General features: G+C 35.2%; 21 protein-coding genes. 19 read left to right on the top strand and 2 right to left on the bottom strand.

Going from position 1 to position 22,461, the window contains the following annotated elements:
- The first annotated feature begins 389 nt into the window (after positions 1-389).
- The 3 genes from KD050_RS04845 to sstT all read left to right on the top strand — a co-directional run bounded on the left by KD050_RS04845 (position 390) and on the right by sstT (position 3,306).
- The gene (locus KD050_RS04845; RefSeq protein ID WP_211895105.1) at positions 390-791 is read left to right on the top strand and encodes a hypothetical protein; all 402 of its coding nucleotides are present in this window, start codon (positions 390-392) and stop codon (positions 789-791) included.
- 607 nt (positions 792-1,398) lie between these two features.
- On the top strand, positions 1,399-1,785 hold the full coding sequence (locus KD050_RS04840) for a gamma-type small acid-soluble spore protein (RefSeq protein WP_211895104.1): 387 nt from the start codon (positions 1,399-1,401) through the stop codon (positions 1,783-1,785).
- Positions 1,786-2,073: 288 nt separating this feature from the next.
- Positions 2,074-3,306: a serine/threonine transporter SstT gene (gene sstT / locus KD050_RS04835; protein WP_211895103.1), complete on the top strand. Its 1,233-nt coding sequence runs from the start codon at positions 2,074-2,076 to the stop codon at positions 3,304-3,306.
- Between the two features lie 470 nt (positions 3,307-3,776).
- Here sstT and KD050_RS04830 read toward each other — a convergent pair whose 3' ends face one another.
- Positions 3,777-4,556, bottom strand: a complete 780-nt coding sequence (locus KD050_RS04830; RefSeq protein WP_211895102.1) for a DeoR/GlpR family DNA-binding transcription regulator — start codon at positions 4,554-4,556, stop codon at positions 3,777-3,779.
- A 333-nt stretch (positions 4,557-4,889) separates the two neighbouring features.
- Between KD050_RS04830 and KD050_RS04825 the strand changes: the two genes are divergently transcribed.
- The 11 genes from KD050_RS04825 (at position 4,890) to fsa (ending at position 15,501) form a co-directional block, all read left to right on the top strand.
- Complete coding sequence (locus tag KD050_RS04825) at positions 4,890-5,903, top strand: DctP family TRAP transporter solute-binding subunit (protein WP_211895101.1); 1,014 nt, start codon at positions 4,890-4,892, stop codon at positions 5,901-5,903.
- Between the two features lie 38 nt (positions 5,904-5,941).
- Positions 5,942-6,424 carry a TRAP transporter small permease gene (locus tag KD050_RS04820; RefSeq protein ID WP_211895100.1) on the top strand — a complete coding sequence of 161 codons (483 nt, stop codon included), beginning with the start codon at positions 5,942-5,944 and terminating at the stop codon, positions 6,422-6,424.
- Positions 6,421-7,698: a TRAP transporter large permease gene (locus KD050_RS04815; RefSeq protein WP_211895099.1), complete on the top strand. Its 1,278-nt coding sequence runs from the start codon at positions 6,421-6,423 to the stop codon at positions 7,696-7,698. The genes KD050_RS04820 and KD050_RS04815 overlap by 4 nt, the downstream gene beginning before the upstream one ends.
- A 272-nt stretch (positions 7,699-7,970) precedes the next feature.
- A complete protein-coding gene (locus tag KD050_RS04810; RefSeq protein WP_211895098.1) occupies positions 7,971-8,966 on the top strand; it encodes a dihydroxyacetone kinase subunit DhaK in 996 nt (331 codons plus the stop codon).
- 5 nt (positions 8,967-8,971) lie between these two features.
- Positions 8,972-9,661, top strand: a complete 690-nt coding sequence (gene dhaL, locus KD050_RS04805; protein ID WP_211895097.1) for a dihydroxyacetone kinase subunit DhaL — start codon at positions 8,972-8,974, stop codon at positions 9,659-9,661.
- On the top strand, positions 9,654-10,451 hold the full coding sequence (locus KD050_RS04800) for a triose-phosphate isomerase (protein ID WP_211895096.1): 798 nt from the start codon (positions 9,654-9,656) through the stop codon (positions 10,449-10,451). The genes dhaL and KD050_RS04800 overlap by 8 nt, the downstream gene beginning before the upstream one ends.
- Positions 10,442-11,248, top strand: coding sequence for a sugar phosphate isomerase/epimerase family protein (locus KD050_RS04795; RefSeq protein WP_211895095.1), 807 nt, complete (start codon positions 10,442-10,444; stop codon positions 11,246-11,248). The genes KD050_RS04800 and KD050_RS04795 overlap by 10 nt, the downstream gene beginning before the upstream one ends.
- A gap of 85 nt (positions 11,249-11,333) precedes the next feature.
- A complete protein-coding gene (locus KD050_RS04790) occupies positions 11,334-12,179 on the top strand; it encodes a phosphogluconate dehydrogenase C-terminal domain-containing protein (RefSeq protein ID WP_211895094.1) in 846 nt (281 codons plus the stop codon).
- A gap of 115 nt (positions 12,180-12,294) precedes the next feature.
- Positions 12,295-12,762 (top strand): RpiB/LacA/LacB family sugar-phosphate isomerase, encoded by a 468-nt coding sequence (locus tag KD050_RS04785; RefSeq protein WP_211895093.1) that lies wholly within the window; start codon positions 12,295-12,297, stop codon positions 12,760-12,762.
- Between the two features lie 80 nt (positions 12,763-12,842).
- Complete coding sequence (gene tkt, locus KD050_RS04780) at positions 12,843-14,837, top strand: transketolase (RefSeq protein WP_211895092.1); 1,995 nt, start codon at positions 12,843-12,845, stop codon at positions 14,835-14,837.
- 13 nt (positions 14,838-14,850) lie between these two features.
- The gene (gene fsa / locus KD050_RS04775) at positions 14,851-15,501 is read left to right on the top strand and encodes a fructose-6-phosphate aldolase (protein ID WP_211895091.1); all 651 of its coding nucleotides are present in this window, start codon (positions 14,851-14,853) and stop codon (positions 15,499-15,501) included.
- A gap of 84 nt (positions 15,502-15,585) precedes the next feature.
- Here fsa and KD050_RS04770 read toward each other — a convergent pair whose 3' ends face one another.
- Positions 15,586-16,218 carry a GntR family transcriptional regulator gene (locus KD050_RS04770; RefSeq protein WP_211895090.1) on the bottom strand — a complete coding sequence of 211 codons (633 nt, stop codon included), beginning with the start codon at positions 16,216-16,218 and terminating at the stop codon, positions 15,586-15,588.
- 175 nt (positions 16,219-16,393) lie between these two features.
- Here KD050_RS04770 and KD050_RS04765 point away from each other — a divergent pair, with 175 nt between their 5' ends.
- The 5 genes from KD050_RS04765 to KD050_RS04745 are packed head-to-tail and all read left to right on the top strand — an operon-like array spanning position 16,394 to position 22,451.
- On the top strand, positions 16,394-17,839 hold the full coding sequence (locus KD050_RS04765; RefSeq protein WP_211895089.1) for an aldehyde dehydrogenase family protein: 1,446 nt from the start codon (positions 16,394-16,396) through the stop codon (positions 17,837-17,839).
- Positions 17,840-17,856: 17 nt separating this feature from the next.
- A complete protein-coding gene (locus KD050_RS04760; protein ID WP_211895088.1) occupies positions 17,857-18,618 on the top strand; it encodes an SDR family NAD(P)-dependent oxidoreductase in 762 nt (253 codons plus the stop codon).
- 48 nt (positions 18,619-18,666) lie between these two features.
- Positions 18,667-19,725, top strand: a complete 1,059-nt coding sequence (locus tag KD050_RS04755; protein WP_211895087.1) for a tartrate dehydrogenase — start codon at positions 18,667-18,669, stop codon at positions 19,723-19,725.
- Complete coding sequence (locus tag KD050_RS04750) at positions 19,722-20,975, top strand: nickel pincer cofactor-dependent isomerase, group 22 (RefSeq protein WP_211895086.1); 1,254 nt, start codon at positions 19,722-19,724, stop codon at positions 20,973-20,975. The genes KD050_RS04755 and KD050_RS04750 overlap by 4 nt, the downstream gene beginning before the upstream one ends.
- Positions 20,976-21,005: 30 nt before the next feature.
- Positions 21,006-22,451, top strand: coding sequence for an aldehyde dehydrogenase family protein (locus tag KD050_RS04745; RefSeq protein WP_235753916.1), 1,446 nt, complete (start codon positions 21,006-21,008; stop codon positions 22,449-22,451).
- The last annotated feature ends 10 nt before the right edge of the window (positions 22,452-22,461 follow it).

Raw genomic sequence — 22,461 nt, 5'->3', positions numbered from 1 at the left:
ATTAGATAAAAAGTGCGTTATTCCTTGTGATAGGTAAGCATCAAATACCATACTTTAACCTCCAAATTATTTTTTTTGGAGGTTTTCTTAATGGAAATGAAGCAATAGCACTTATTTATTATCTAGCTGCCCCTGGAGAATGGAAGTAAGTAATATGCATTGAAGGAATGAACTAGCGAACAAAACAATTATCAAGAAAGTTCGAATTAAATTGAATTGACGTCGATAATGATTTTCATATACAATAATAAATGAAAGTGATTATCATTATCATTTAATTTTTACTTTAACATGTTAAAAAGAAGGAATAATACAATTGACAGTATTGTATGAACAAAAAATACAATTTGGATCTTTCAGAAAAAACCAAAACGAGGGAGGACCATCTAGTGAATGAAAATTTTATAATACTAGAAATGTTTCAACATGAAGTAAGCTGCTGCTGTCCGGGACAAAAGCACAAACATATGATTGAGTTCCATAAAAGTGATGTTTGGACAATTATAAATGAGCAGAAGTACGACGATTTGCTTGGATGGCACTTTCTAGTAACTGTCAACAGAGAGTTTCAATTTCTTATTCAAGTGGATGATATTGAGAAACTGTGCAACGAAGGCAAGATTTGCTCCGTCTTGGATTTAGAACTAAAAATTATTCATCTGAATCTTAATGTGAATAAAGCACTCGATGAACATGATAAGGAGTCATTTCTTTTATTTGCAAATGAACTAAACAACGTTCAGAAAATCAAGGACAATGGATATTTCTCTGTTGGTATACAAGCTTTTTAAGAAACGAAATAAGTTCATGAACAAATCATATAAAACTATGTAACCTCATAGAAGCAGACTTATTATAAAAGGTTTGTTAAACATATGCTGAAAAGAATTTAATAATAGGTTTTAAGCCTTTTCGTTTATAGATATTCAGCCGAAGTTTGTTACCAAAATGAAGCGGAAAACTAATGTTTAATTTTTCATATAGTGTCAGGTCAGAAAGAGACCGATATAAGGGAAACACAAATGAATATTGAGGAGAGATACACATGAAATGCGGAGCAAGATGCTTTGTTGTGCAGGCTGAAGTTAATGGCAAGTTGCAAACGATTCCCGTGACAGCGAGGACTTCGATCCAAGCAAGAAAAGTTGTATGCCTAGAGTATAGTGATCAATTAAAGATTATTGCGGTGAAGTTTAACACAGCTACCCTGTGAATTGTGTAATGATTTTCATGTTTGTTTTGGACACAGGGACAAATTCAATTTAAACACATTGTTAAATATTATAAACGAAATATAAAATAGTATGTACTGTTAAATAATTTGTCCAACCATCTCCAATAATTGCTAATAATATTTACCTCCGTTTTGGCAATCATAATTCATGGAGGTGAAGAAGAATGGCAAACAAAAATAATAACAAGGTTCCAGTTGAAGCCCAAACAAATGTACAAGAAGTTAAACAACAAAATGCTCAAGCTAATCAAAAAGCTCAACAAAATGGACAAAGTGCCTCACAAAACATGTTTAATGAATTTGGATCAGAATTTGGCGTATCAATTGAAGGTCAGACAAATGCCCAAGAAGTCAAACAACAAAATGCTAAAGCTAATCAAAAAGCTCAACAAAATGGACAAGGTGCCACACAAAACAAGTTTAATGAATTTGGATCAGAATTTGGCGTATCTATTGAAAGCCAAACAAATGCCCAAGAAGTTAAACAACAAAATGCTCAAGCTAATCGTAAAGCACAACAAAACGCAAATAATCAAGGAAACAAAAACTAACATAATTACGATGGGAGCATAAACTCCCATCGTTTTTTTATTGGATTAGAAATGTTGTACTTGAACTTAAAAGTTAATACAATCAAAACAATTCCCTCTAATATGGAAAGCTTACATAAGAAATTCCGGAAGATTTCCTAACAAAAAATAACAATGCAAAATTCTAAAAATTTGTGCTAAAATAAAATATCAGTCTACTTAAAGTTAAAATAAGTACATATTATTTTTACTAGGGAGAATTGATTTTTGCATTCTTTTATAAATGGAGAAACATTGGGGGATAGTATAATGAAAAATTTATTAGTTAAATGGAATCAAGTGAGCCTAGTAAAAAGGATTGTTATTGGTATTATTGTCGGTGTAATCTTGGCTTTAACCGTTCCAAGTGGCGCAAGCTGGATTTCCATTTTTGGATCTTTATTTGTCGGTGCATTAAAGGCAGTTGCACCAGTATTAGTATTATTCCTAGTTATGCATGCGATTGCTGCACATAAAAGTGGTAAGAAAACGAATATGAAATCGATTCTTGGCCTTTATGCTATTGGTACATTTCTAGCGGGGGCTGTCGCTGTAGTTGCAAGTTTTCTGTTCCCAGTTACTCTAACACTGACAACTGGAGCAGATGACCTCACTCCACCAGAGGGTATTTTAGAAGTTATTGAATCATTACTATTTAATTTAGTTGCCAATCCAATCGATGCTTTAGTAAATGCAAACTATCTCGGTATATTAATGTGGGCTATTGTTCTTGGGCTTGCACTAAAAAATGCAAATCAAAGTACAAAGGACATGTTAGGTAATTTTTCGGATGCAATCACTAAAGTAGTACAATGGGTGATCAATTTGGCTCCGCTTGGTATAATGGGGCTTGTATTCGATGCTATTGTAACGAGTGGTCTTTCTGCTTTACTTGAGTACGGTAGATTAATTGTAATTTTAGTTGGATGTATGCTGTTTATCGCACTAGTAGTGAATCCGTTAATCGTGTTTATCTATACGCGAAAAAATCCTTATCCGCTTGTTTTAATGGTTTTAAGAGAAAGTGGTATTACGGCATTTTTCACACGTAGTTCGGCTGCAAATATTCCAGTAAATATGAAATTATGTGAAAAACTTGGCTTAGATGAAGATACTTATGCAGTGTCAATCCCTCTAGGCGCTACGATTAATATGGCTGGTGCAGCCGTTACTATTGCTGTATTAACTCTTGCAACAGTAAATACGCTTGGTATTGAAATTGATTTTGTCACTGCACTTCTGCTCTGTGTTGTAGCAGCAATCTCTGCAGCAGGTGCATCAGGTGTTGCAGGGGGATCACTTTTACTTATCCCACTAGCTTGTAATCTATTTGGTGTTCCAAATGATATTGCCATGCAAGTTGTTGGTGTTGGTTTTATCATTGGGGTTATTCAAGATTCTTGTGAAACAGCACTGAATTCATCTTCTGACGTACTATTCACAGCAACAGCTGAGCAAGCTAAAGATCGCAAAGAAGGTAAAGAGGTTACTATGATTTCCTAGAAACTATGATAATAGTAGAATGAAAATAGAAGCCTAAGTAATGATCCAAATTTCCGAAAAGGTATTCATTTGATTGAATGTGTAATAGCTGCGATTACTGATGATGATTCAGTGATCGCAGCTTTTTGGTTGTTTAATAGATGATCGTAAGGAAGGTATATTCAGTAAAATCGAAAAGAATATAATTGTCGGTAATCGACAAGAAATAAAATAGAACTTATTTTAGTTAAAAGCCTTATAAAGTAGATGAAATTATGCTGAATATAATTACCTATTCTACCGAAGACCGAAGAAACTCATATAAACTAATAGCAACTGAATTACTTTTTAATGATAAAACTATTTCCATTTTCTTTAGCACAATACTAAAAATGAGTTGCAAGTGAATTTAAAACAGAAGTTGTTCATTATAATATGAATATTAAAAGAAGCCTTCCTTGCTCGAACTTTGAGAAGGAAAGGCTTATTTTTTATGTGATAATAATGTTTAAATTTGGACTTGCAGTCAGAATTTCTTGCTTGATATTATCTGCAATTTTTTGATCCGTAATAATGATATCGATATCGGTAATCGATGCAAAGGTAGCGATAGAGTTTTTGCCGAATTTCGAATAATCAAGTAGGCCAACAACTTTTGCTGCATTTTTAATCATATATTTTTTTAACTCGACTTCATAAACACTAAAGTCCTGCATTCCATTTGTTATCGTGAAGCCATTGGCAGAAACAAAAAATGTATCAATATTTATTTTAGATAATAAATCTATGCCAAGGCTTCCTTCTAAAATAGGCGATGACTTCTGCAGTATCCCACCGAGTAAAATTACGGTTATATCCCTATTCTGATTTAGTTCAAGTGCAGTATTGATACCGTTTGTTACAATGGTTAAACGTTTTTGGGTTTTCGATAACAATTTTGCTAATTCAAGAGCAGTAGAACTAGCATCTAGCATAATACTTTGATCGTCCTGTATAAATTCAAACGCTTTCATAGCAATAGACAATTTTTCATTCTTATTTGTAGATTCACGAGTAGATAAAGTTAACTCTTGCTCTAAATAATCAAGTGAAATTGCCCCACCGTGTGTACGTTTTAGTAAATGATCCTTTTCCATTTTTGCTAAATCATTTCTTAAGGTGGCATCTGAAACATTGATTCTTTCAACTAATTCCTGAATGGTTATACGTTTATTTTCGCTAAGCAAATCTAAAATTTGCTGTCTTCTTTCCTCAACAAACATTTTACTCATTTAGTTCTTCCTCTCATGCTAGTACTATTTGTAATAAATTCGTTAGTTAAATACCTCTACTATACAACAATTAAATTGAAAACGTATAGTAAAACTTTCAGTTAATTTTAAAAATAGTTAAATAAACATACAAAACAATAAAAAATAAAAAAAAATAAAAATAATTATGGAAAAGAACGTAAACAGATGTTAATATAATAACAAATATCTGAAAATTATGAATTTCAGATATTTATTAGTGCTTATCTTTAACACTTGAGGGAGGCGGTTATTTTTAAAATAAAATGTAAGCGTTATCTTTCGGGTGGAAATTAAAAAATAGGGGGAAAAATAATGAAAAAGTTAATGTTATTAGTTTTTATTTCGATTTTAACGATAGTGCTAGCTGCATGTGGAGACTCAGATTCAGATTCAGGTAGTTCGGATGCTGAGGCGGAGAGCATAGTAAGCAAGATGACTGTTGGTACAACTCAAACAGAAGATTCACATTACGGAGCATTTTTAAAGACATTTAAAGAGAAAATAGAAGCTGATTCAAACGGAGAAATTTCAGTTACTATTCACTATAACAGTGAAATCGGAAATGAACGTGACATGTTAGAGTCAGTTCAGCTTGGAACTTTAGATGGAACATTTATCTCAACAGGAGTAATTAGTAACTTTGTAAAAGATTTCAGTATACTAGACTTCCCATTCCTATTCGATAATGTTGAGCACGCACGTACAACATTAAGTGGTGAAGTTGGTGACATTTTAAACTCTAAATTAGAAGAGAATGGAATTGTAAACTTAGCATTTGCTGAGAATGGTTTTCGTCATATTACGAATAGCGTTCGTCCAATTGAAAAACCAGAAGATCTAGAAGGATTAAAGATTCGGACAATGGAAGTGCCTTTACATCAAGAGGTATTCAGTGCATTTGGAGCGAGTCCAACTCCAATGGCTTGGAGTGAAGTGTTTACATCTTTACAACAAGGTGTAATAGATGCTCAAGAAAATCCAATTGCGATAATTTATTCTTCAAAATTTGAAGAAATTCAAAAATATATCTCACTTTCCGGTCACGTTTATTCACCCGCGGTATTACTAGTTGGAAAAGCTACATTAGAGAAGTTCTCTAAGGAGCACCAAGAAATTATTCGTGAAGCATCAGAGGAAGCGAAACAAGCAAACTTTACATTTATCGATGATAACGAGGCTAAACAAATGGAAGAGCTAAAATCAAAAGGTATGGAAATTAACGAAGTAGATACAGCAGCATTCCAAGCAGCAGTACAGCCGACAATAGATAAATATAAAGGGGAATATGAAGAGATTTATAACAAAATTAAAGAAAGTGCTAACTAATAGAGCCTGAATGTGTTTTAGAGAGGGGTAACTAGAGAATGAATTCAATTGTAAAAAGTGTTGATGGAATTAATAAAATTGTGAAAATTGCACTAATGATTACTCTTATTGTAATGACAATAATTATGGTTATGCAAGTATTTTCACGTTTTGTTTTTAACCTTCCACTTCATTGGTCAGAGGAATTAACGCGATATTTAGGGATATATGCAGTATTTTTTGGAGCAGCTTTAGCGGTACGCTACAATGAGCTAATAGCGGTTGAAGTAGTGCCAGATTTATTAAAGCCAACAGGGAAAAAAGTTTTGAAAGTTATAGGATTGATTATATCTATTATATTTTTCGGGATTTTGTTAGTACAAGGCTGGAACTTAGTAAGCCATGTAAGTGTCCAAAAATCACCGGCTCTACAAATTTCTATGTCAATACCATATTTTTCGATCCCGTTAGGGGCCTTCCTACTTATTATTAATGCAGTAGCAGCAATAACCGTAGCGATTAAAGGAGATGTTAAAGAATGACAGCAGTTTTAATGGGTTCATTATTCTCCTTCTTTATAATTGGGGTGCCAATTGCAATAGCGTTAGGCTTATCAGCTGTACTTACATTAATGTACGGAGGAGATGTGTCTCTACTACTAGTTGCACAACGTATTTTCACCTCGATTGATTCGTTTTCATTAATGGCAATCCCATTCTTTATTTTAGCTGGGAAGCTGATGGAAACGGGCGGAATTTCGCAAAGACTTGTAAACTTTGCGAATTCTTTAACGGGTCATCGTACGGGTGGTTTAGCAATAGTAACAATTCTTACGTCTATGTTCTTCGCTGCAATTTCAGGTTCGAGTGCAGCCACAGTAGCAGCAGTTGGATCAATACTTATTCCTTCGATGATTAAACGTGGGTATCATCGTAATTTTGCAGGTGCTGTAACTGCTGTGTCAGGGGAGTTAGGAATTATTATTCCACCTTCTGTACCGCTAATCTTATACGGAGTAACAACGAATACTTCTATCGGCGACCTATTCATGGCTGGTATTTCACCAGGGATTGTTATAGTAATTTCACTGATCATTTTAGTGTATGTAATTGCTAAAAAGAGAAATTATCCTAAGGAAGTAAAGGCAACTCGTGCAGAAGTATGGGCAACTTTTAAAGATGCGATTTTAGCGCTATTAATGCCAATAATTATTTTAGGTGGTATTTATGGGGGGGTATTCACTCCAACAGAAGCAGCTGTAGTATCTGTGTTTTATGCATTTATCATTGGAACTTTTGTTTATAGAGAAATTAAATTAAAAAACCTATATGAAATGTGTGTAAATGCTGGAATTACTTCAGCGATTGTCATGTTTATTATTGCAAATGCGGGAATATTTGGCTTAATACTAAGTCGTGAGGGAATTCCTGCCATGGTAGCTACCTTCTTTACAAGTATCACAGATAATCCATTAGTCTTCCTACTATTAGTCAATCTCCTTTTAATCATTGTAGGTATGTTTATGGAGACAAGCGCATCGGTAATTATTTTAGCTCCATTATTAGCACCGGTAGCAGTAGCAATGGGTATTGATCCAGTTCACTTTGGTATTATTATGATTGTGAACTTAGCGTTAGGTATGTGTACACCTCCACTAGGTGTAAACCTATTTATAAGTTGTCGAATTGCCGATATAAAGCTGACCAGTATCACTAGAGGATTGATCCCGTTCTATTTCGTTTTATTCCTAGTGTTAATGTTAATTAGTTATGTCCCAATTATTACGATGTGGTTACCCACTCTCTTAGATAAATAGCTTTCTTTTTAGTAGTACAAATCTAAAAGGATTTGTACTACTTTTTTTTTGAATCATTATTTACTTCCATACATGAGTAAAAGGGAGTATTAATATGTGAGGATAATTAATGAAATAAATTAATAAATTACTGTTTTTTAAAAACAAATAAAAATAAATGAAAATAAATAAAAAAAAGTAAGCATTAACCTCTTGATTTGAAATAGTATTAAATGGTATTCTTACTTTAATGATTGAGTTATCAGAATTTTTCGTTTAAAGGGGATGAACTTTTGAAAAAGATAATAAATAATCCAGATAAAGTTGTGCAAGAAATGCTAGAAGGATTTTTGGATGCGTATGGAAGCGTTTACAAGAAAACGCCCAATGAAAATGGAATTTATATAGAAAATGAAAAGAAGCAAGTAGCCATTGTTACAGGTGGTGGAAGTGGGCATGAGCCGTTATTCTTCGGATTTGTAGGAGAGGGCTTAGCAATGGGGGCAGCTGTAGGAAATGTGTTTTCGGCACCAACGCCAAATACTATTATAGAAGTAACAAAAGCTGTTGATGCAGGAAAAGGCGTTTTATATATTTACGGAAATTATTCTGGAGACATATTAAATTTTGATATGGCTACAGAGCTTGCGGAATATGAAGATATTCAAATAAAAACAGTTTTAGTAAATGACGATATTGCATCAGCTTCTAAGGAAGAAGCTCATAATCGCCGAGGAATTGCAGGGGATGTTTTTGTTTTGAAGGTAGCAGGAGCGGCGGCGGCAGAAGGATTACCTTTGGAAAAGGTAGCAGACATTGCACAAAAGGCTGCTGATGCAACACGTTCCATTGGTGTAGCACTTTCACCAGGATCGATTCCAAGCACGGGACGCTACACATTTGAGATCGCCGAAGATGAGATTGAATTTGGAATGGGTATTCATGGAGAATCTGGTATACGTACAGAAAAATTTATGGAGGCAGACGAACTTACACAAATAATGATGCAATATATTTTTGATGATTTTGAAATTAATGAAGGTGAAGAAGTTTGTGTTTTAGTCAATGGCCTAGGTTCAACAACATTAATGGAGCTTTTTATCGTAAATCGTAAAGTTACTGAAATATTATTGAATAAAGGAATTAAAGTCCATCATGCCGATGTAAATAATTATTGCACAACACAAGAGATGGCAGGATTCTCTATTACTTTAATGAAGGTCGATAGGGAGCTGAAGACGTATTATGATAAACCAGCCTATTCACCATATTATTTTAAGAGAGGTTGAAAGTTATGACAAATCAAATAAACAATGTGAGTAGTATATTGACGGTAGCACAAGTGAACGACATGTTTATATATGTTGGAGAAAAAGTAATTGAAGCAAAGGCATGGTTAACAGATATTGATTGTGCTATTGGTGATGGAGATCATGGTATTGGAATGGAAGTGGGATTTAAACATGCGCTAGAAAAATTGAAAGCAAATAATTACGACAAGATAAATGATGTTTTTGCTGAAATAGGAAAAGCAATGATTGGAAACATGGGGGGGGCTTCTGGTGTTTTATTTGGAACTTTGTTTTTATCGGGTGTTAAAGGACTTGAGAAAATAGAGCAATTGGATGTGGCAATACTAGGGACAATATTCGGAAATGGTTTATTAGGAGTTCAATCTCGTGGAAAGGCTGAGGTTGGTGATAAAACGATGATTGATGCATTATCACCTGCTGTTGATGCTCTAAGAGAAGCGAATAAAAACCAGCTTGGATTAGTCGCTACATTTACAAATGCAACGAAAGCAGCTAAGCAAGGCGTAGAAAATTCAAAAGCATTAGTTGCGAAATTTGGACGTGCAAAATCCTTAGGGGAACGAGCAATCGGTCATCAAGACGCAGGTGCTACTACCATTTCAATTATTTTCGAATCCATGCAAAATTACGTTGTGGAACTTGAAAATAAAGGAGAACTATTAAATGCATAAGATTTTAATAGGAACCAATTGGAAGATGTACAAATCTATTGCAGAGGCTAAGGAATATACGACTGCATTGAAAGCATTTTTTGAAAACTTTTCAACTGATATTGAACTATTTATCATTCCATCCTTTACGAGCCTCCATCCAGTGCAAGAAATTGTGAAAGATTCTACTATTCTATTAGGGGCACAAAATATGCATTGGCAAGATGAGGGAGCTTATACAGGTGAAATTTCTCCAGTTCATTTAAAAGAAATAGGTGTACAGATAATTGAATTAGGCCATTCAGAAAGAAGAGAGTATTTTAATGAAACGGATGAAATTCTTTATAAGAAAGTAAAAGCAGCACTTAAGCATGGACTAAAACCCTTAATTTGCATTGGTGAGACAAGAGAAGAAAAAGAGCTCTTTCTCACAAAAGAAGTATTAGCAACACAGCTAAAAACGATTTTTCAAAAGATTGAAGTGCATGATGCACAACAACTTTGGATTGCATACGAACCACGCTGGGCAATAGGAGAAGGTGGAAAAGTTGCTGAGCCTAAGTATATTGAGGAAGTACACGAATGTCTGAGAGATTTGTTAATAGAAATTCTAGGTGAAGTTGGCAAAACGGTTCCTATTCTATTTGGAGGAAGTGTAAATTCTAAAAATGCCATTCCTTATCTGAAATGCAAGCATGTAAGTGGATTATTCATAGGGCGAGCGGCATGGGATCTAGATTCATTTAAAGATATTTTACTTCAAGTAAAAAAATTTGTTGAGCACAGAAAGAAGGTAAGGTCATGCAGCTAGGATTGAGCACCTACTCATTTTTCTGGCAAATTTCAAAGAATAATCCAAATGCCTTAACCTTAGAGGACATTATTAAAGAGACAAAAGCCTATGGTTTAAATTTATTGCAAATTTGTGATTTTCCTGAACTAGAGACGTATAGTGATGAAAAGTTAATCGAAGTTTCGAATATAGCTAAGGAGCATGGAGTTAAATTGGAAGTAGGTACTAGAGGTATTTCTTTTTCTAAGTTAACTGAATATTTGAAAATATGTAATTTATTGGAGAGTAAAACACTTAGGACAATGTTGAATGATGCATCATTTGAACCGAGTCAAGATGAAGCTATTCAGTTATTAAAGGAAATGACTCCTGCCTACGAGCAGAAAGGCATACAAATTTCACTAGAAACATATGAGCAACGAAAAACAGCAGAACTCATTGAAATTATAAAAGAAGTGGATAGCCAGTTTTTAGGTATTTGTTTAGACCCTGCCAATTGTATTGCTAATTTAGAACTACCTGAAGACGTAATGAAGCTAAGTGCTCCATATGTTAACAATCTACATCTGAAAGATTTCAAATTTACTCGAAAAGATGGTTGGGTAGGCTTTAGTTTAGTAGGTACTTCATTTGGTGAGGGACAATTGGATGCCACATTAATGTTGGAGATTTTAAATGAACGTCATAAAAAGCCGAATGCCATAATAGAGTTTTGGCTTCCGTTACAAGAAACAATGGAAGAAACGGTTCAGCTAGAGAAGCAGTGGATTGAAAAAAGTATAGGGAATATTAGTGACCTATTCTCGAAACAATGAGCAAAAACTAAATACGGATTTATGGAATCTATTGTTTTGCTTTGGTGTTGATATTTTATCGTTTAATTTGAGGAGGAGAGGAAAAATGGGAAATTTAGCAGATTTAAAGATAACTTTAGTAGGGGCAGGAGGAAAAATGGGAACGCGAATTTCGAACAATTTAGTAAATGCACCCTTCCAATTAAATTGTGTTGAAAGCTCTGAACGAAATTTAAAGAACTTACAGGAACGAAATTTGGAGGTAGTTTCATTAGAGCACGCTGTTCCAGAAAGCGATTATGTAATTTTAGCAGTTCCAGATATTTATATTAAGGATGTGTCTGCTCAGGTATCACCCTTATTAAAGTCAGGTGCTGTAATTATTACATTAGATCCAGCTGCGGCCTATGCAAATCAGCTTGTTATAAATGATTATAATACATCGATTGTTGCCCATCCATGTCATCCATCCGTTTTTTTAGAACGCAGTACAAAAGAAGAGTATGAGGATTCATTTGGTGGAGTAGCAGCTCCTCAAGATGTTGTTGTAGCTGTCCATTCAGGAGATGATAAAAAACTTATAGAAGCGTTGGAAATTATTAAGCTAATGTATGCACCTGTAATACAATGCCATGTTATAACGGTTGAGCAAATGGCTATTCTAGAGCCAACATTAGTAGAAACAATTACATGTATGATTGGTACAGTTTTCAAGGAGAGCTTAGACGAAACGATTAAACTTGGTGTTCCAGAGGAGGCTGCAAAGGCTATGCTATATGGTCATATAAATATTGCCCTAGCTGTCGCCTTAAAAGGTACAAATCCATTCTCTGATGCATGTCTAATAGCAATTGAATTAGGAAAAGAAGCAATTATTAAGCCAGAATGGAAAAAGGTTTTTGAAAAAGAACATCTCGATCTAACGATTCAAAAAATGCTTAAGTTAACTTAAATCCATTTTAGATGTTTATCGGTTGATGGAAGCGATGAATGGTACATCTATAGAAAGCATCTGTATTAGAAGTGAAGATTACAAGAGCTTATTTTAAATAAAAGGAGGGGTAATAATGAAGATTGGTATAGGTGCAGATCACAATGCAATTGAATTAAAGGATGAATTAAAAAAGTATGTCATAGATTTAGGCCATGAGGTAATTGAATATGGTGAAGATTCAGCTTGCACTGAAATAGATTACCCAGGTATAGCCTTTAAAGTAGCAGAAGCTATTAATTCGAGAGAGGTTGAGCGCGGTATTTTAGTGTGTGGTACGGGATTAGGAATGGCTATTGCAGCAGGAAAGGTTCCACGTATTAGGGCTGTAACATGTCACGATACATACTCAGCAGAGCGAGCTCAAAAAAGTAATGATGCGCAAATTATTACATTAGGCTCAAAGATTATAGGACCTGAGCTAGCTAAGCATGTTGTCAAAATTTATTTAGAATCAAGTTTTCCAGGTGGAAATTCAGCTAGAAAGGTTCAGCAAATTACTGATCGAGAAAAAGAGTACTTAGAAAATAAGCTAGGTCTATAAATAATAAATATATTACAGACTTTTGTGGACTTGCTTCGTTTGTGATACAGGGCTATTTTTTTATAGAAAGGGTGACTCAAATGACGCAACAAATGGATCAATTAGCTATTAATACCATACGTACATTATCAATTGATGCAATCGAAAAAGCAAACTCAGGACATCCGGGATTACCAATGGGCGCTGCACCAATGGCATATACGCTTTGGACAAAACAACTACGTCACAATCCACAAAATCCAAAATGGTTTAACCGTGACCGATTTGTTTTATCTGCTGGTCATGGTTCGATGCTTTTATATAGCTTATTACATCTAGGTGGATATGGTTTGGAGATGGAAGAAATTAAAAACTTCCGTCAATGGGGGTCAAAAACACCTGGACATCCAGAATATGGTTTTACAGTTGGCGTGGAAGCAACAACAGGCCCACTAGGTCAAGGGATCGCCATGACAGTTGGTATGGCAATGGCGGAACGTCATTTAGCTGCAACTTACAATAAGCCAGGTCATGACATAGTGAATCACTACACATTTGCTTTGTGTGGTGATGGCGACTTAATGGAAGGTGTTGCTGCTGAAGCTATTTCTCTAGCAGGTCACTTACAACTTGAAAAATTAATAGTTCTTTATGATTCAAATGATATCTCACTAGATGGAGATTTAGAAAAAACATTCTCAGAAAACATTCAAAAAAGATTTGAATCATACGGCTGGAATTACCTAAAAGTGTACGACGGCACAGATATTACTGCAATCAATACCGCGATTGAGCAAGCAAAACAAAATACAGGTGGTCCAACCATCATTGAAGTAAAAACGGTTATTGGTTTTGGTTCACCCAACAAATCTGGGAAATCAGATTCTCATGGCGCACCACTTGGTATAGAAGAGGTCATTTTAACAAAAGCAGTTTATGGTTGGGTTCATGAACCATTCGATATTCCTGCTGAAGTATATGACATATTTAAAGCAGCGGCGGTTGTACAAGGTGTACAAGAAGAAGCAGCTTGGAATGAAAAATTGAGCGATTATAGAGCGGACTTCCCAGAGCTTGCAGCACAATTCGTGAACGCAATGGAAGGGACACTACCAGAAGATTTCGCGTCTGAATTACCGGTATACGAAGCAGGTAAATCTGTTGCAACTCGTTCTTCTTCCGGTGATGCAATTAACGCCATAGCGAAAAAAACACCATCTTTCTTCGGTGGTTCAGCCGACTTAGCTGGTTCCAACAAGACTACAATTAAAGGCGGAGGTGACTTCTCACTGGAAACACCAGAAGGCCGAAACATTTGGTTTGGTGTACGTGAATTTGCAATGGGTGCTGCGATGAATGGGATGGCGCTTCACGGTGGTGTAAACGTATTCGGAGGTACATTCTTCGTCTTCTCGGACTATGTACGTCCTGCTGTTCGTTTATCTGCTCTAATGGGCTTACCAGTGACATATGTGTTCACACATGACTCAGTAGCCGTTGGGGAAGATGGTCCCACACATGAACCAGTAGAGCATTTAGCCGCATTACGTGCAATTCCAAATATAAGCGTCATTCGTCCAGCAGATGCGAACGAGTCAGTAGTTGCTTGGAAATTAGCCATAGAGAGTCAATCAACTCCAACTGCATTAATCTTATCTCGTCAAAACTTGCCAGTGCTTGATGTGCCAATTGAAATTGTTCGTGCAGGTGTTGAACGTGGTGCTTACGTGATTTCTCCAGCAACGAAAGAAGTAGCAGATATCCTCTTAATAGCAACTGGATCTGAAGTAGCACTTGCGATAGAAGCACAAAAAGAATTAGCAGCAGAAGGTATGGATGCAGCAGTTGTTTCGATGCCAGAAATGGCACGTTTTGATGCTCAATCAGCAGAATACAAAGAGGCTATTCTCCCGAAAGCAGTAACAAAACGTTTAGCAATCGAAATGGGCGTTTCATTCGGTTGGCATAAATATGTAGGCCATGAAGGAGGAGTGCTATCAATCGATAAATTCGGTGCGTCTGCTCCAGGAGAAATAGTCATTGAAAATTATGGCTTCACTGTTAATAATGTGGTGAAAAAAGTAAAGGCATTATAAGGAGGAGAAATAGATGAAATTTTTCGTAGATAGTGCAAATGTAGAGAAAATAAAAGAATTAAATGAGTTAGGTTTAGTAGACGGTGTTACTACAAACCCTTCAATAATTGCAAAAGAGGGAAAACCTTTTAAAGAAGTAGTTCAAGAAATCTGCAATATTGTGAAAGGCCCTGTAAGTGCTGAAGTAACAGAGCTAGATTGTGATGGGATGCTATCAGAAGCACGTGACATAGCAACATGGGCTGACAACATTGTAGTTAAAATTCCGATGACAGAGGAGGGTCTAAAAGCAGTTTCCATCTTATCAAAAGAAAATATTAAGACGAATGTTACGTTAATTTTTTCAGTTGCTCAAGGTTTATTAGCTGCAAAGGTAGGTGCTACCTATATTAGTCCGTTTATTGGGCGTTTAGATGATGTAGGTGCCACTGGAGTAGAATTAATTGAACGGCTAAAAAAAGTGCTAACTAATTATCAATTTGACACTGAAATTATTTGTGCAAGTATCCGAACTAACCAACACCTGGAATTGTGTGCTGAAGCAGGTGGTCATATTGCAACAATTCCAGACTCATTATTTGGAGCTTTATCGAAACATCCATTAACAGATGTAGGAATAAAAAATTTCATGAAAGATTGGGAAAACTATAAAGCTCTTGTTTAAATTAATGAGATAAATATAAGCTCTGTTATGTGTAGTTATTTTTTACTACACATAACAGAGCTTATTTCAATCTGATAAATTATTTTATAATAAGGTTTGCTTTCCGTATTCTAAATGTTTGGTTATGATATTTGCAGCTTCCTCACCGTTTCCTTCTAAAATTAAATTGTAAATTATTTGGTGCTCATTGAAAAATAACTCTAAATTTCCTTGTTTGCTTTTGAATACCTCTAAAGCTAAAAGTAGTAATTGATTTTGAATTTGGTCAAAAACTTTTATGATTTCTTCATTTCCATAAAACTTCAATATTAAATAATGAAACTCTCTATCAAAATAAGAGAATTTTATAGAGTCTTGTTCATCCATGGCATTTTTTTGCGCAGCTAAATTTTCTATAAAGCTCATTTTCATTTCTTCGGTCAATACAAAATGAGAATATTGCTTCGCACTATGGGATTCTATAGCAATTCGTAGATCATAAATATTTACAAGTTTATGAAAGGAAATATTTGAAACGACAGGCCCTTTATTAGGGAAATTCTGAATAAATCCATCAGCTTCTAATTTCTCTAATGCTGATCGAATCGGTGTACGACTCATGCTTAAACTTTCTGTGAGTTCTCGTTCAGTTAACGACTCACCGGGCTTAAAATTTCCATCTATAATTAATTGTTTAATTTGCTGATAAGCTTGTTCTTTTAATGAAAGTTTCTTCATTTAGGCACTCCTTCACTTCTGAAATTATAATTATAAAATAGCAATATAATAAATATTATACATGTTTTAGTTATCTTATCATTAATACAAATTGTATACAATGTGTATTGACGTAAGGATACACATAAAATATAATTGAATTAGATAGAAAATTCCGAATAAAGGAGAGAGGAATTTGGTTAAACAAACAAAGCTACTAGAAATTGGCCATGTTATAAACGGCGAGCATATTTATGAGGGCGAAACGTTAATAGTCGAAAATAAGTTTACAAATGAGCATTTGGCAACAATTTATTGTGCAGATGAAGAAATGGTAAAGAAAGCGGTAACAAATGCGAAGGAAACTTTTCAAAATATAAAACTTTCTGCACAGGATCGTTATGAGATTTTATCTAAAGCAGCGAATATTCTTCGAAGAAGGAAAGAAGAGTTAGCATTGTCTCTTACGAGAGAAGTGGGGAAATCCTTAAAAGATTCATATGTGGAAATTGATCGAGGTATTGAAACCTTAATCATCTCTGCGGAGGAATCTAGAAGAATTTTTGGTCAAGGTGTACCACTTCCGAACAAAACAATGGAGGAAAAAAAGCTTGCTTATACAGTTCGTGTACCTGTTGGTGTGGTAGCAGCCATTACACCATTTAATTTACCGTTCACATTAGCAATACACAAAATAGCCCCAGCCATTGCAGCAGGAAACACAGTTGTTCTAAAGTCAGCGGAGTTAGCACCTATTACAGTTGCTCAAATTATTGATATTTTCAAAGAAGCTGGTTTACCAAATGGCTTTATTAATTTGGTAAATGGATACGGTCATAAAACGGGCGAGTATTTACTTCATGATGAACGCATTAATATGTATACGTTTACAGGCAGCGTTGGTGTAGGAACGCATATTAAAAACTCTGTAGGTGTAAGAAAAGTAACATTAGAGTTAGGTAGCAATTCTCCAAATATTATCCATAAGGATGCAGAGGATTTAAAAAATATTGCACAACTCTGTGCAACAAGAGGCTTAGCAACACTAAATGGTCAAGCTTGTATTTCTGTTCAACGCATTTATGCGCATAAAGATATTTTTGCAGAATTTGAACAATATTTAACGGATGCTGCTCGAGCTCTTGTAGTAGGAAATCCAGAAGAGGTAACTACTGATGTAGGACCTTTAATTTCGGAACGACAGGCTGAACGAGTTGAAAGTTGGATAGAGGAGGCAGTTGTAAACGGCGCAATCGTTGTGACAGGTGGAAAGCGTAATCGTGCGTTCATAGAGCCAACTATTTTAAAGAATTTAACTCCTTCAATGAAGGTTGTATGTGAAGAAATTTTTGGTCCAGTTATTAGCCTAATTGAATACGAGGAGATTGATGAAGTAATTAAAGAAGCGAATAACTCTAAGTTCGGTCTCCAAGCTGGATTATTTACATCGGATTTAAATTTTGTGATGCGTGCGTCTGCTGAATTAGAGTTTGGTGGCGTTATTGTTAATGATGTATCAACATATCGTTCTGACTGGCAGCCATACGGAGGGGTTAAAGATAGTGGACTAGGCAAAGAAGGTCCAATTTATGCGATTAAGGAAATGACAGATGAAAAAGTAATTATTATAAATTATAACTAAGAAATGGGGAAAGAATTATGGGGAAAAAATATGAGAATAAAGTAGTTATTATTACTGGAGCAGGATCAGGAATGGGACGTGCAACAGCGCTAGAGCTTGCAGGAGAAGGAGCAGCAGTAGTTATTGCAGATATTAACGAGGAGAATGCATTAGCAACACAGGTATTAGTAGAAAATCTTGGTGCGAAATGCAAAGTCATTACAGGAGATATTTCAAAGCAAGAAGTTGCAAAAAAAATTATCGATGAAACAGTAGAAGAATTTGGACAAATTGATGTTTTAGCGAATATTGCAGGGATGCCAATGGCGTTTACTGAGATTGAAAAAGTTGAAGAGGACTTCTGGGAAAAACAAATGGCGGTCAATATAAAAGCGCCATTTTTATTATCAAAATATGCTGTGCCATATTTAAAAGTAACGAAAGGGAATATCGTTAATATTTCTTCGATTGCATCAGTTCGTCCGCGTCCAGGTTTATCAGCATATTGTGCATCAAAGGGCGGGTTAGTTGAGTTCACACGTTCATTAGCGTTGGAGCTTGCTCCACACGGGGTACGAGCGAATGTTATTAATCCAGGACCTGCGGAAACGCCGATGCTAGAGAAATTTTATAGTGGATTAGATCCAATTGAAGGACGCAAAATTTATGAGGATTCTGTGCCAATTGGCCGATTATGTTCTCCAGAGGATATTTCTAAAATGATTGCTTATTTAGCTTCAGAGGATGCTTCGTTTATAACAGGCTCTATATTTAATGTTGATGGTGGACGAGGTCTATAATAACTATCTATTAAACTTATTTAGGAAAATATAAGGAGGATATATGGGATGGGGAAAATTAATTTAGCCGTTTTACCAGGGGATGGTATTGGTAAAGAGGTTGTGCCAGCAAGTTTAAAAGTGCTAGATGTATTAGCAGATATTCATGGTGGAATTGAGTTTGAAAAAATAATTTATCCATGGAACTGTGATTATTATATGGAGCATGGGAAAATGATGCCAGATGATGGCTACGATCAATTAAGGAATCATGATGCCATTTTTTTAGGAGCGATTGGTGATCCAAAACGTGTACCAGACCATATTGCATTGTGGGGAGCACTAATTAATATTCGACGTGAATTTCAGCAGGTTATTAACTTACGCCCCGTAAAAAGCTTAAAGGGTATTCAGTCTCCGCTTAGAAGTGATGTACCATTTGACTTTGTGGTTGTACGTGAAAATAGTGAGGGAGAATATAGTCAAGTTGGTGGGTTGATCCACCAAGATGAAGATGAAATCGCAATTCAAACAAATGTGTTTACTCGAAAAGCAACTGAGCATGTGATTAATTATGCATTTGAATTAGCTAAAACGCGTGGCAATAAGCTAACAAGTGCAACAAAATCAAACGGCTTATTTTACAGTATGCCGTTTTGGAATAAGGTATTTGGTGAAGTAGCAGTAAAGCATCAAAATATGGAGACAGAGCTAATTCATATTGATGCGTTAAGTGCCTACTTTGTGACAAAACCGGAATCTTTCGATGTCATCGTGGCAAGTAACTTGTTTGGAGATATCTTAACTGATATTGGTGCAGCCATCATGGGTAGCATTGGAATTGCACCAGCGGCCAATATCAATGTAAACGGAAAATACCCATCCATGTTTGAGCCAGTTCATGGTTCAGCACCAGACATCGCAGGAAAAAATATTGCTAATCCGATTGGACAATTATGGACTACAAAACTTATGTTAGATCACTATGGTCATAAAGAAATTGCTACATTGCTCTTAGATACAATTGAAAGTTTATTAGTTGATGGCATTAAAACTCCTGACCTAGGTGGAAAATATGGAACAACAGATTTTACTGAAGAATTAATAAAGAGATTAAAGGAAAAATGATAGATTCCCGATTTCAAGCGATTAGCGAATTAAAAATGTATAAAATAAAAAACATATTTTTAGATAAAGAGTTATTGAATTTAGAAGAAGAAATTTTATTTCAATTAGCTGCATTGAATTTATCTGAGAAACATTTAAGAGATAAAAAGATTGGCTTAACCGTGGGAAGTAGAGGGATAAATAATTTAAGGCTAATCGTTGTGTCGGTTATCAAATTTTTAAAAGAAAATGGAGCACAACCTTTTATTATTCCTTCCATGGGAAGTCATGGTGGTGCAACAGCAGAAGGACAACTGGAAGTATTAGAAAGCTTAGGAATTACAGAAAAAAGCTGTGGAGTACCAATTCTTTCATCAATGGAAGTAGTAAAACTTGGTGAAACTAAAAATGGAGTGCCGGTTTATACAGATAAAATTGGCTATGAAAGTGATGGCGTAATTATCATTAATCGTATAAAAAAACACACTGATTTCACAGCAATTTATGAAAGCGGTTTAAGTAAAATGTCGACAATTGGCTTAGGGAACCATGCAATGGCAAAGACGATTCATTCTTATGGTGTGGAAGGTTTGAAGAATCATATTAAAGATGCTGCGGAAATCGTATTTAATTCTGGGAAAATCTTGTTTGGTCTTGCAATTATTGAAGATGCTTATGAGCATACATGTGCTATTAAAACTGTTCATACTCATGAAATTATTTCGACAGAGCCAAAATTACTAGAAATAGCAAATAATAATCTCCCAACGTTACCAGTTGATGAGATTGATATTTTAGTAATTAACGAAATAGGAAAAAACTTTAGTGGTACAGGAATGGATACAAACGTCATTGGTCGAATTAATATAAAAAATCAGCAAGATCCCTTAAAGCCTATGATTGAATTTATTATTGTGGATGATTTATCTGAATCATCCCATGGAAATGCACTAGGTATAGGTTTAGCTGATTTTGTGACAGAAAAGTTATTTCATAAAATTGATTTTAAAAAAATGAATGAAAATACAATTACAACTACTTTCTTAAAGAGAGCTTATATTCCAATGGTCTTAAAAGACGTCCATGAAGCATTGAAAACGAGCATTCAGCTATTGAAAAGGGAAGACCCATCTGATTTAAAGTTGATCCAAATACCGAATACACTTAACTTAGAAGAGATGTATGTCTCAGAGCAGGTACTTCTAGACATGCAAGGAAAGAAGCATTATGAGGTTTTAGAACAACTCACATATCGGGATATTTTTATGTAATATCTAACCATAAGATAAGAGGTGAATGATGTGAAAATAGTTGCTAGAAGTGTAAAGGAAGTTGGAAATCTATTAAATGGTGAATGGTGTTTTAGCGCAGAAACTTTTGACGTTCAAAATAAATACAATAAAAATATTATCGCAAAAGTGTCTTATGCAGATGGAAAAACTATTGATGATGCAATCACCATTGCAAAAGAAACATTTGAAAAAGAAACTTTGTCCATAGTACAGCGCTATGAAATTTTAATGAGAACAGCAGAGGTATTTGCTCGTCGTAAAGAGGAAATTAGCTTAGCTATTGCACAAGAAGTTGGAAAGCCAATTAAGGAAGCACGTCAGGAAGTAGACCGGGGTATTCAAACATTCATTGCTTCAGCTGAGGAAGCAAAACGTATTGTTGGTGAGGGAATGCCGATTGAAGGACAGCCAGGAAATGAAGGGAAAGTCTCATTTAGTATTCGTGTTCCGAAAGGGGTAGTTTGTGCGATTACCCCGTTTAATTTCCCATTCAATTTAACTTGTCACAAAATTGCACCTGCAATTGCTGCTGGCAATACAATTGTACTAAAGCCAGCACAAGCAACGCCAGTTTCTGCTGCATTCATTGGGGAAGCTTTACTTGAAGCAGGACTGCCTGCAGGGTTTTTAAATATTGTAAATGGTAAAGGTAGTGTAATTGGACAGCAATTAGTCAAAGATCCTCGCATTGACTTCTATACTTTTACGGGAAGTCCTGATGTTGGGCAATTTTTAAAAAATAACTCAGGTATTCGCCATGTCGTATTAGAGCTTGGAAGCAATTCGCCAAATATTATTCATCATGATGTGAAAGATTTTAACTATGCAATGGATGCTTGCATTCGCAGAGGCTTTTCAAATGCAGGACAAGCTTGTATTTCGGTTCAACGTCTTTATGTGCATGAGGATTTATATGAAAAAAGTTTAGAACTGGCTAAAAAAATTGTGAATACAATTAAAGTTGGTGACCCACTGGAAGAGGATACGGATATCGGACCAATGATTAATGAGGATGAAGCAATTCGTACAGAACAGTGGATTGAAGCAGCTGTAAAAGAAGGAGCAACTATTGTAACAGGAGATAAGAGAATTGGTGCTCTTTTTGCACCTACTGTTTTAACGAATGTAAATCATATGATGAAGATTGTTTGTGAGGAAGTTTTTGCTCCTGTCATTACAATTATTCCTTATAAAACTATAGATGAAGCGATTAAAAATGCCAATAATTCTCGGTTCGGTTTACAAGCAGGTATATTTACTGAAAATCTATCTGTAGCAATGGAAGCAGTGAAAAAGCTACAAGTAGGTGGAGTTAATATTAATGAGACCTCTACATATCGAGTTGATATCTTACCATACGGTGGGGTTAAAGACAGTGGAATTGGAAAAGAAGGTCCAAAATATGTTATTGAAGAAATGACAGATTTAAAATTAATTAATATTCATGTTAACTAATTCGAGAGGG

Origin of the sequence: Psychrobacillus sp. INOP01 (assembly GCF_018140925.1) — a bacterium.
Taxonomy (GTDB): domain Bacteria; phylum Bacillota; class Bacilli; order Bacillales_A; family Planococcaceae; genus Psychrobacillus.
This window is presented reverse-complemented; position numbering and strand designations above follow the sequence as displayed.

Excerpts from the sequence above, each read along its gene's own strand:
- KD050_RS04790 (WP_211895094.1), top strand. The coding sequence starts at position 11,334 with ATGGGAAATTTAGCAGATTTAAAGATAACTTTAGTAGGGGCAGGAGGA.
- KD050_RS04785 (WP_211895093.1), top strand. The coding sequence starts at position 12,295 with ATGAAGATTGGTATAGGTGCAGATCACAATGCAATTGAATTAAAGGAT.
- KD050_RS04820 (WP_211895100.1), top strand. The coding sequence starts at position 5,942 with ATGAATTCAATTGTAAAAAGTGTTGATGGAATTAATAAAATTGTGAAA.
- tkt (WP_211895092.1), top strand. The coding sequence starts at position 12,843 with ATGACGCAACAAATGGATCAATTAGCTATTAATACCATACGTACATTA.
- KD050_RS04750 (WP_211895086.1), top strand. The coding sequence starts at position 19,722 with ATGATAGATTCCCGATTTCAAGCGATTAGCGAATTAAAAATGTATAAA.
- sstT (WP_211895103.1), top strand. The coding sequence starts at position 2,074 with ATGAAAAATTTATTAGTTAAATGGAATCAAGTGAGCCTAGTAAAAAGG.
- KD050_RS04830 (WP_211895102.1), bottom strand. The coding sequence starts at position 4,556 with ATGAGTAAAATGTTTGTTGAGGAAAGAAGACAGCAAATTTTAGATTTG.
- KD050_RS04815 (WP_211895099.1), top strand. The coding sequence starts at position 6,421 with ATGACAGCAGTTTTAATGGGTTCATTATTCTCCTTCTTTATAATTGGG.
- KD050_RS04840 (WP_211895104.1), top strand. The coding sequence starts at position 1,399 with ATGGCAAACAAAAATAATAACAAGGTTCCAGTTGAAGCCCAAACAAAT.
- fsa (WP_211895091.1), top strand. The coding sequence starts at position 14,851 with ATGAAATTTTTCGTAGATAGTGCAAATGTAGAGAAAATAAAAGAATTA.
- KD050_RS04760 (WP_211895088.1), top strand. The coding sequence starts at position 17,857 with ATGGGGAAAAAATATGAGAATAAAGTAGTTATTATTACTGGAGCAGGA.
- KD050_RS04770 (WP_211895090.1), bottom strand. The coding sequence starts at position 16,218 with ATGAAGAAACTTTCATTAAAAGAACAAGCTTATCAGCAAATTAAACAA.
- KD050_RS04755 (WP_211895087.1), top strand. The coding sequence starts at position 18,667 with ATGGGGAAAATTAATTTAGCCGTTTTACCAGGGGATGGTATTGGTAAA.
- KD050_RS04795 (WP_211895095.1), top strand. The coding sequence starts at position 10,442 with ATGCAGCTAGGATTGAGCACCTACTCATTTTTCTGGCAAATTTCAAAG.
- dhaL (WP_211895097.1), top strand. The coding sequence starts at position 8,972 with ATGACAAATCAAATAAACAATGTGAGTAGTATATTGACGGTAGCACAA.
- KD050_RS04825 (WP_211895101.1), top strand. The coding sequence starts at position 4,890 with ATGAAAAAGTTAATGTTATTAGTTTTTATTTCGATTTTAACGATAGTG.
- KD050_RS04800 (WP_211895096.1), top strand. The coding sequence starts at position 9,654 with ATGCATAAGATTTTAATAGGAACCAATTGGAAGATGTACAAATCTATT.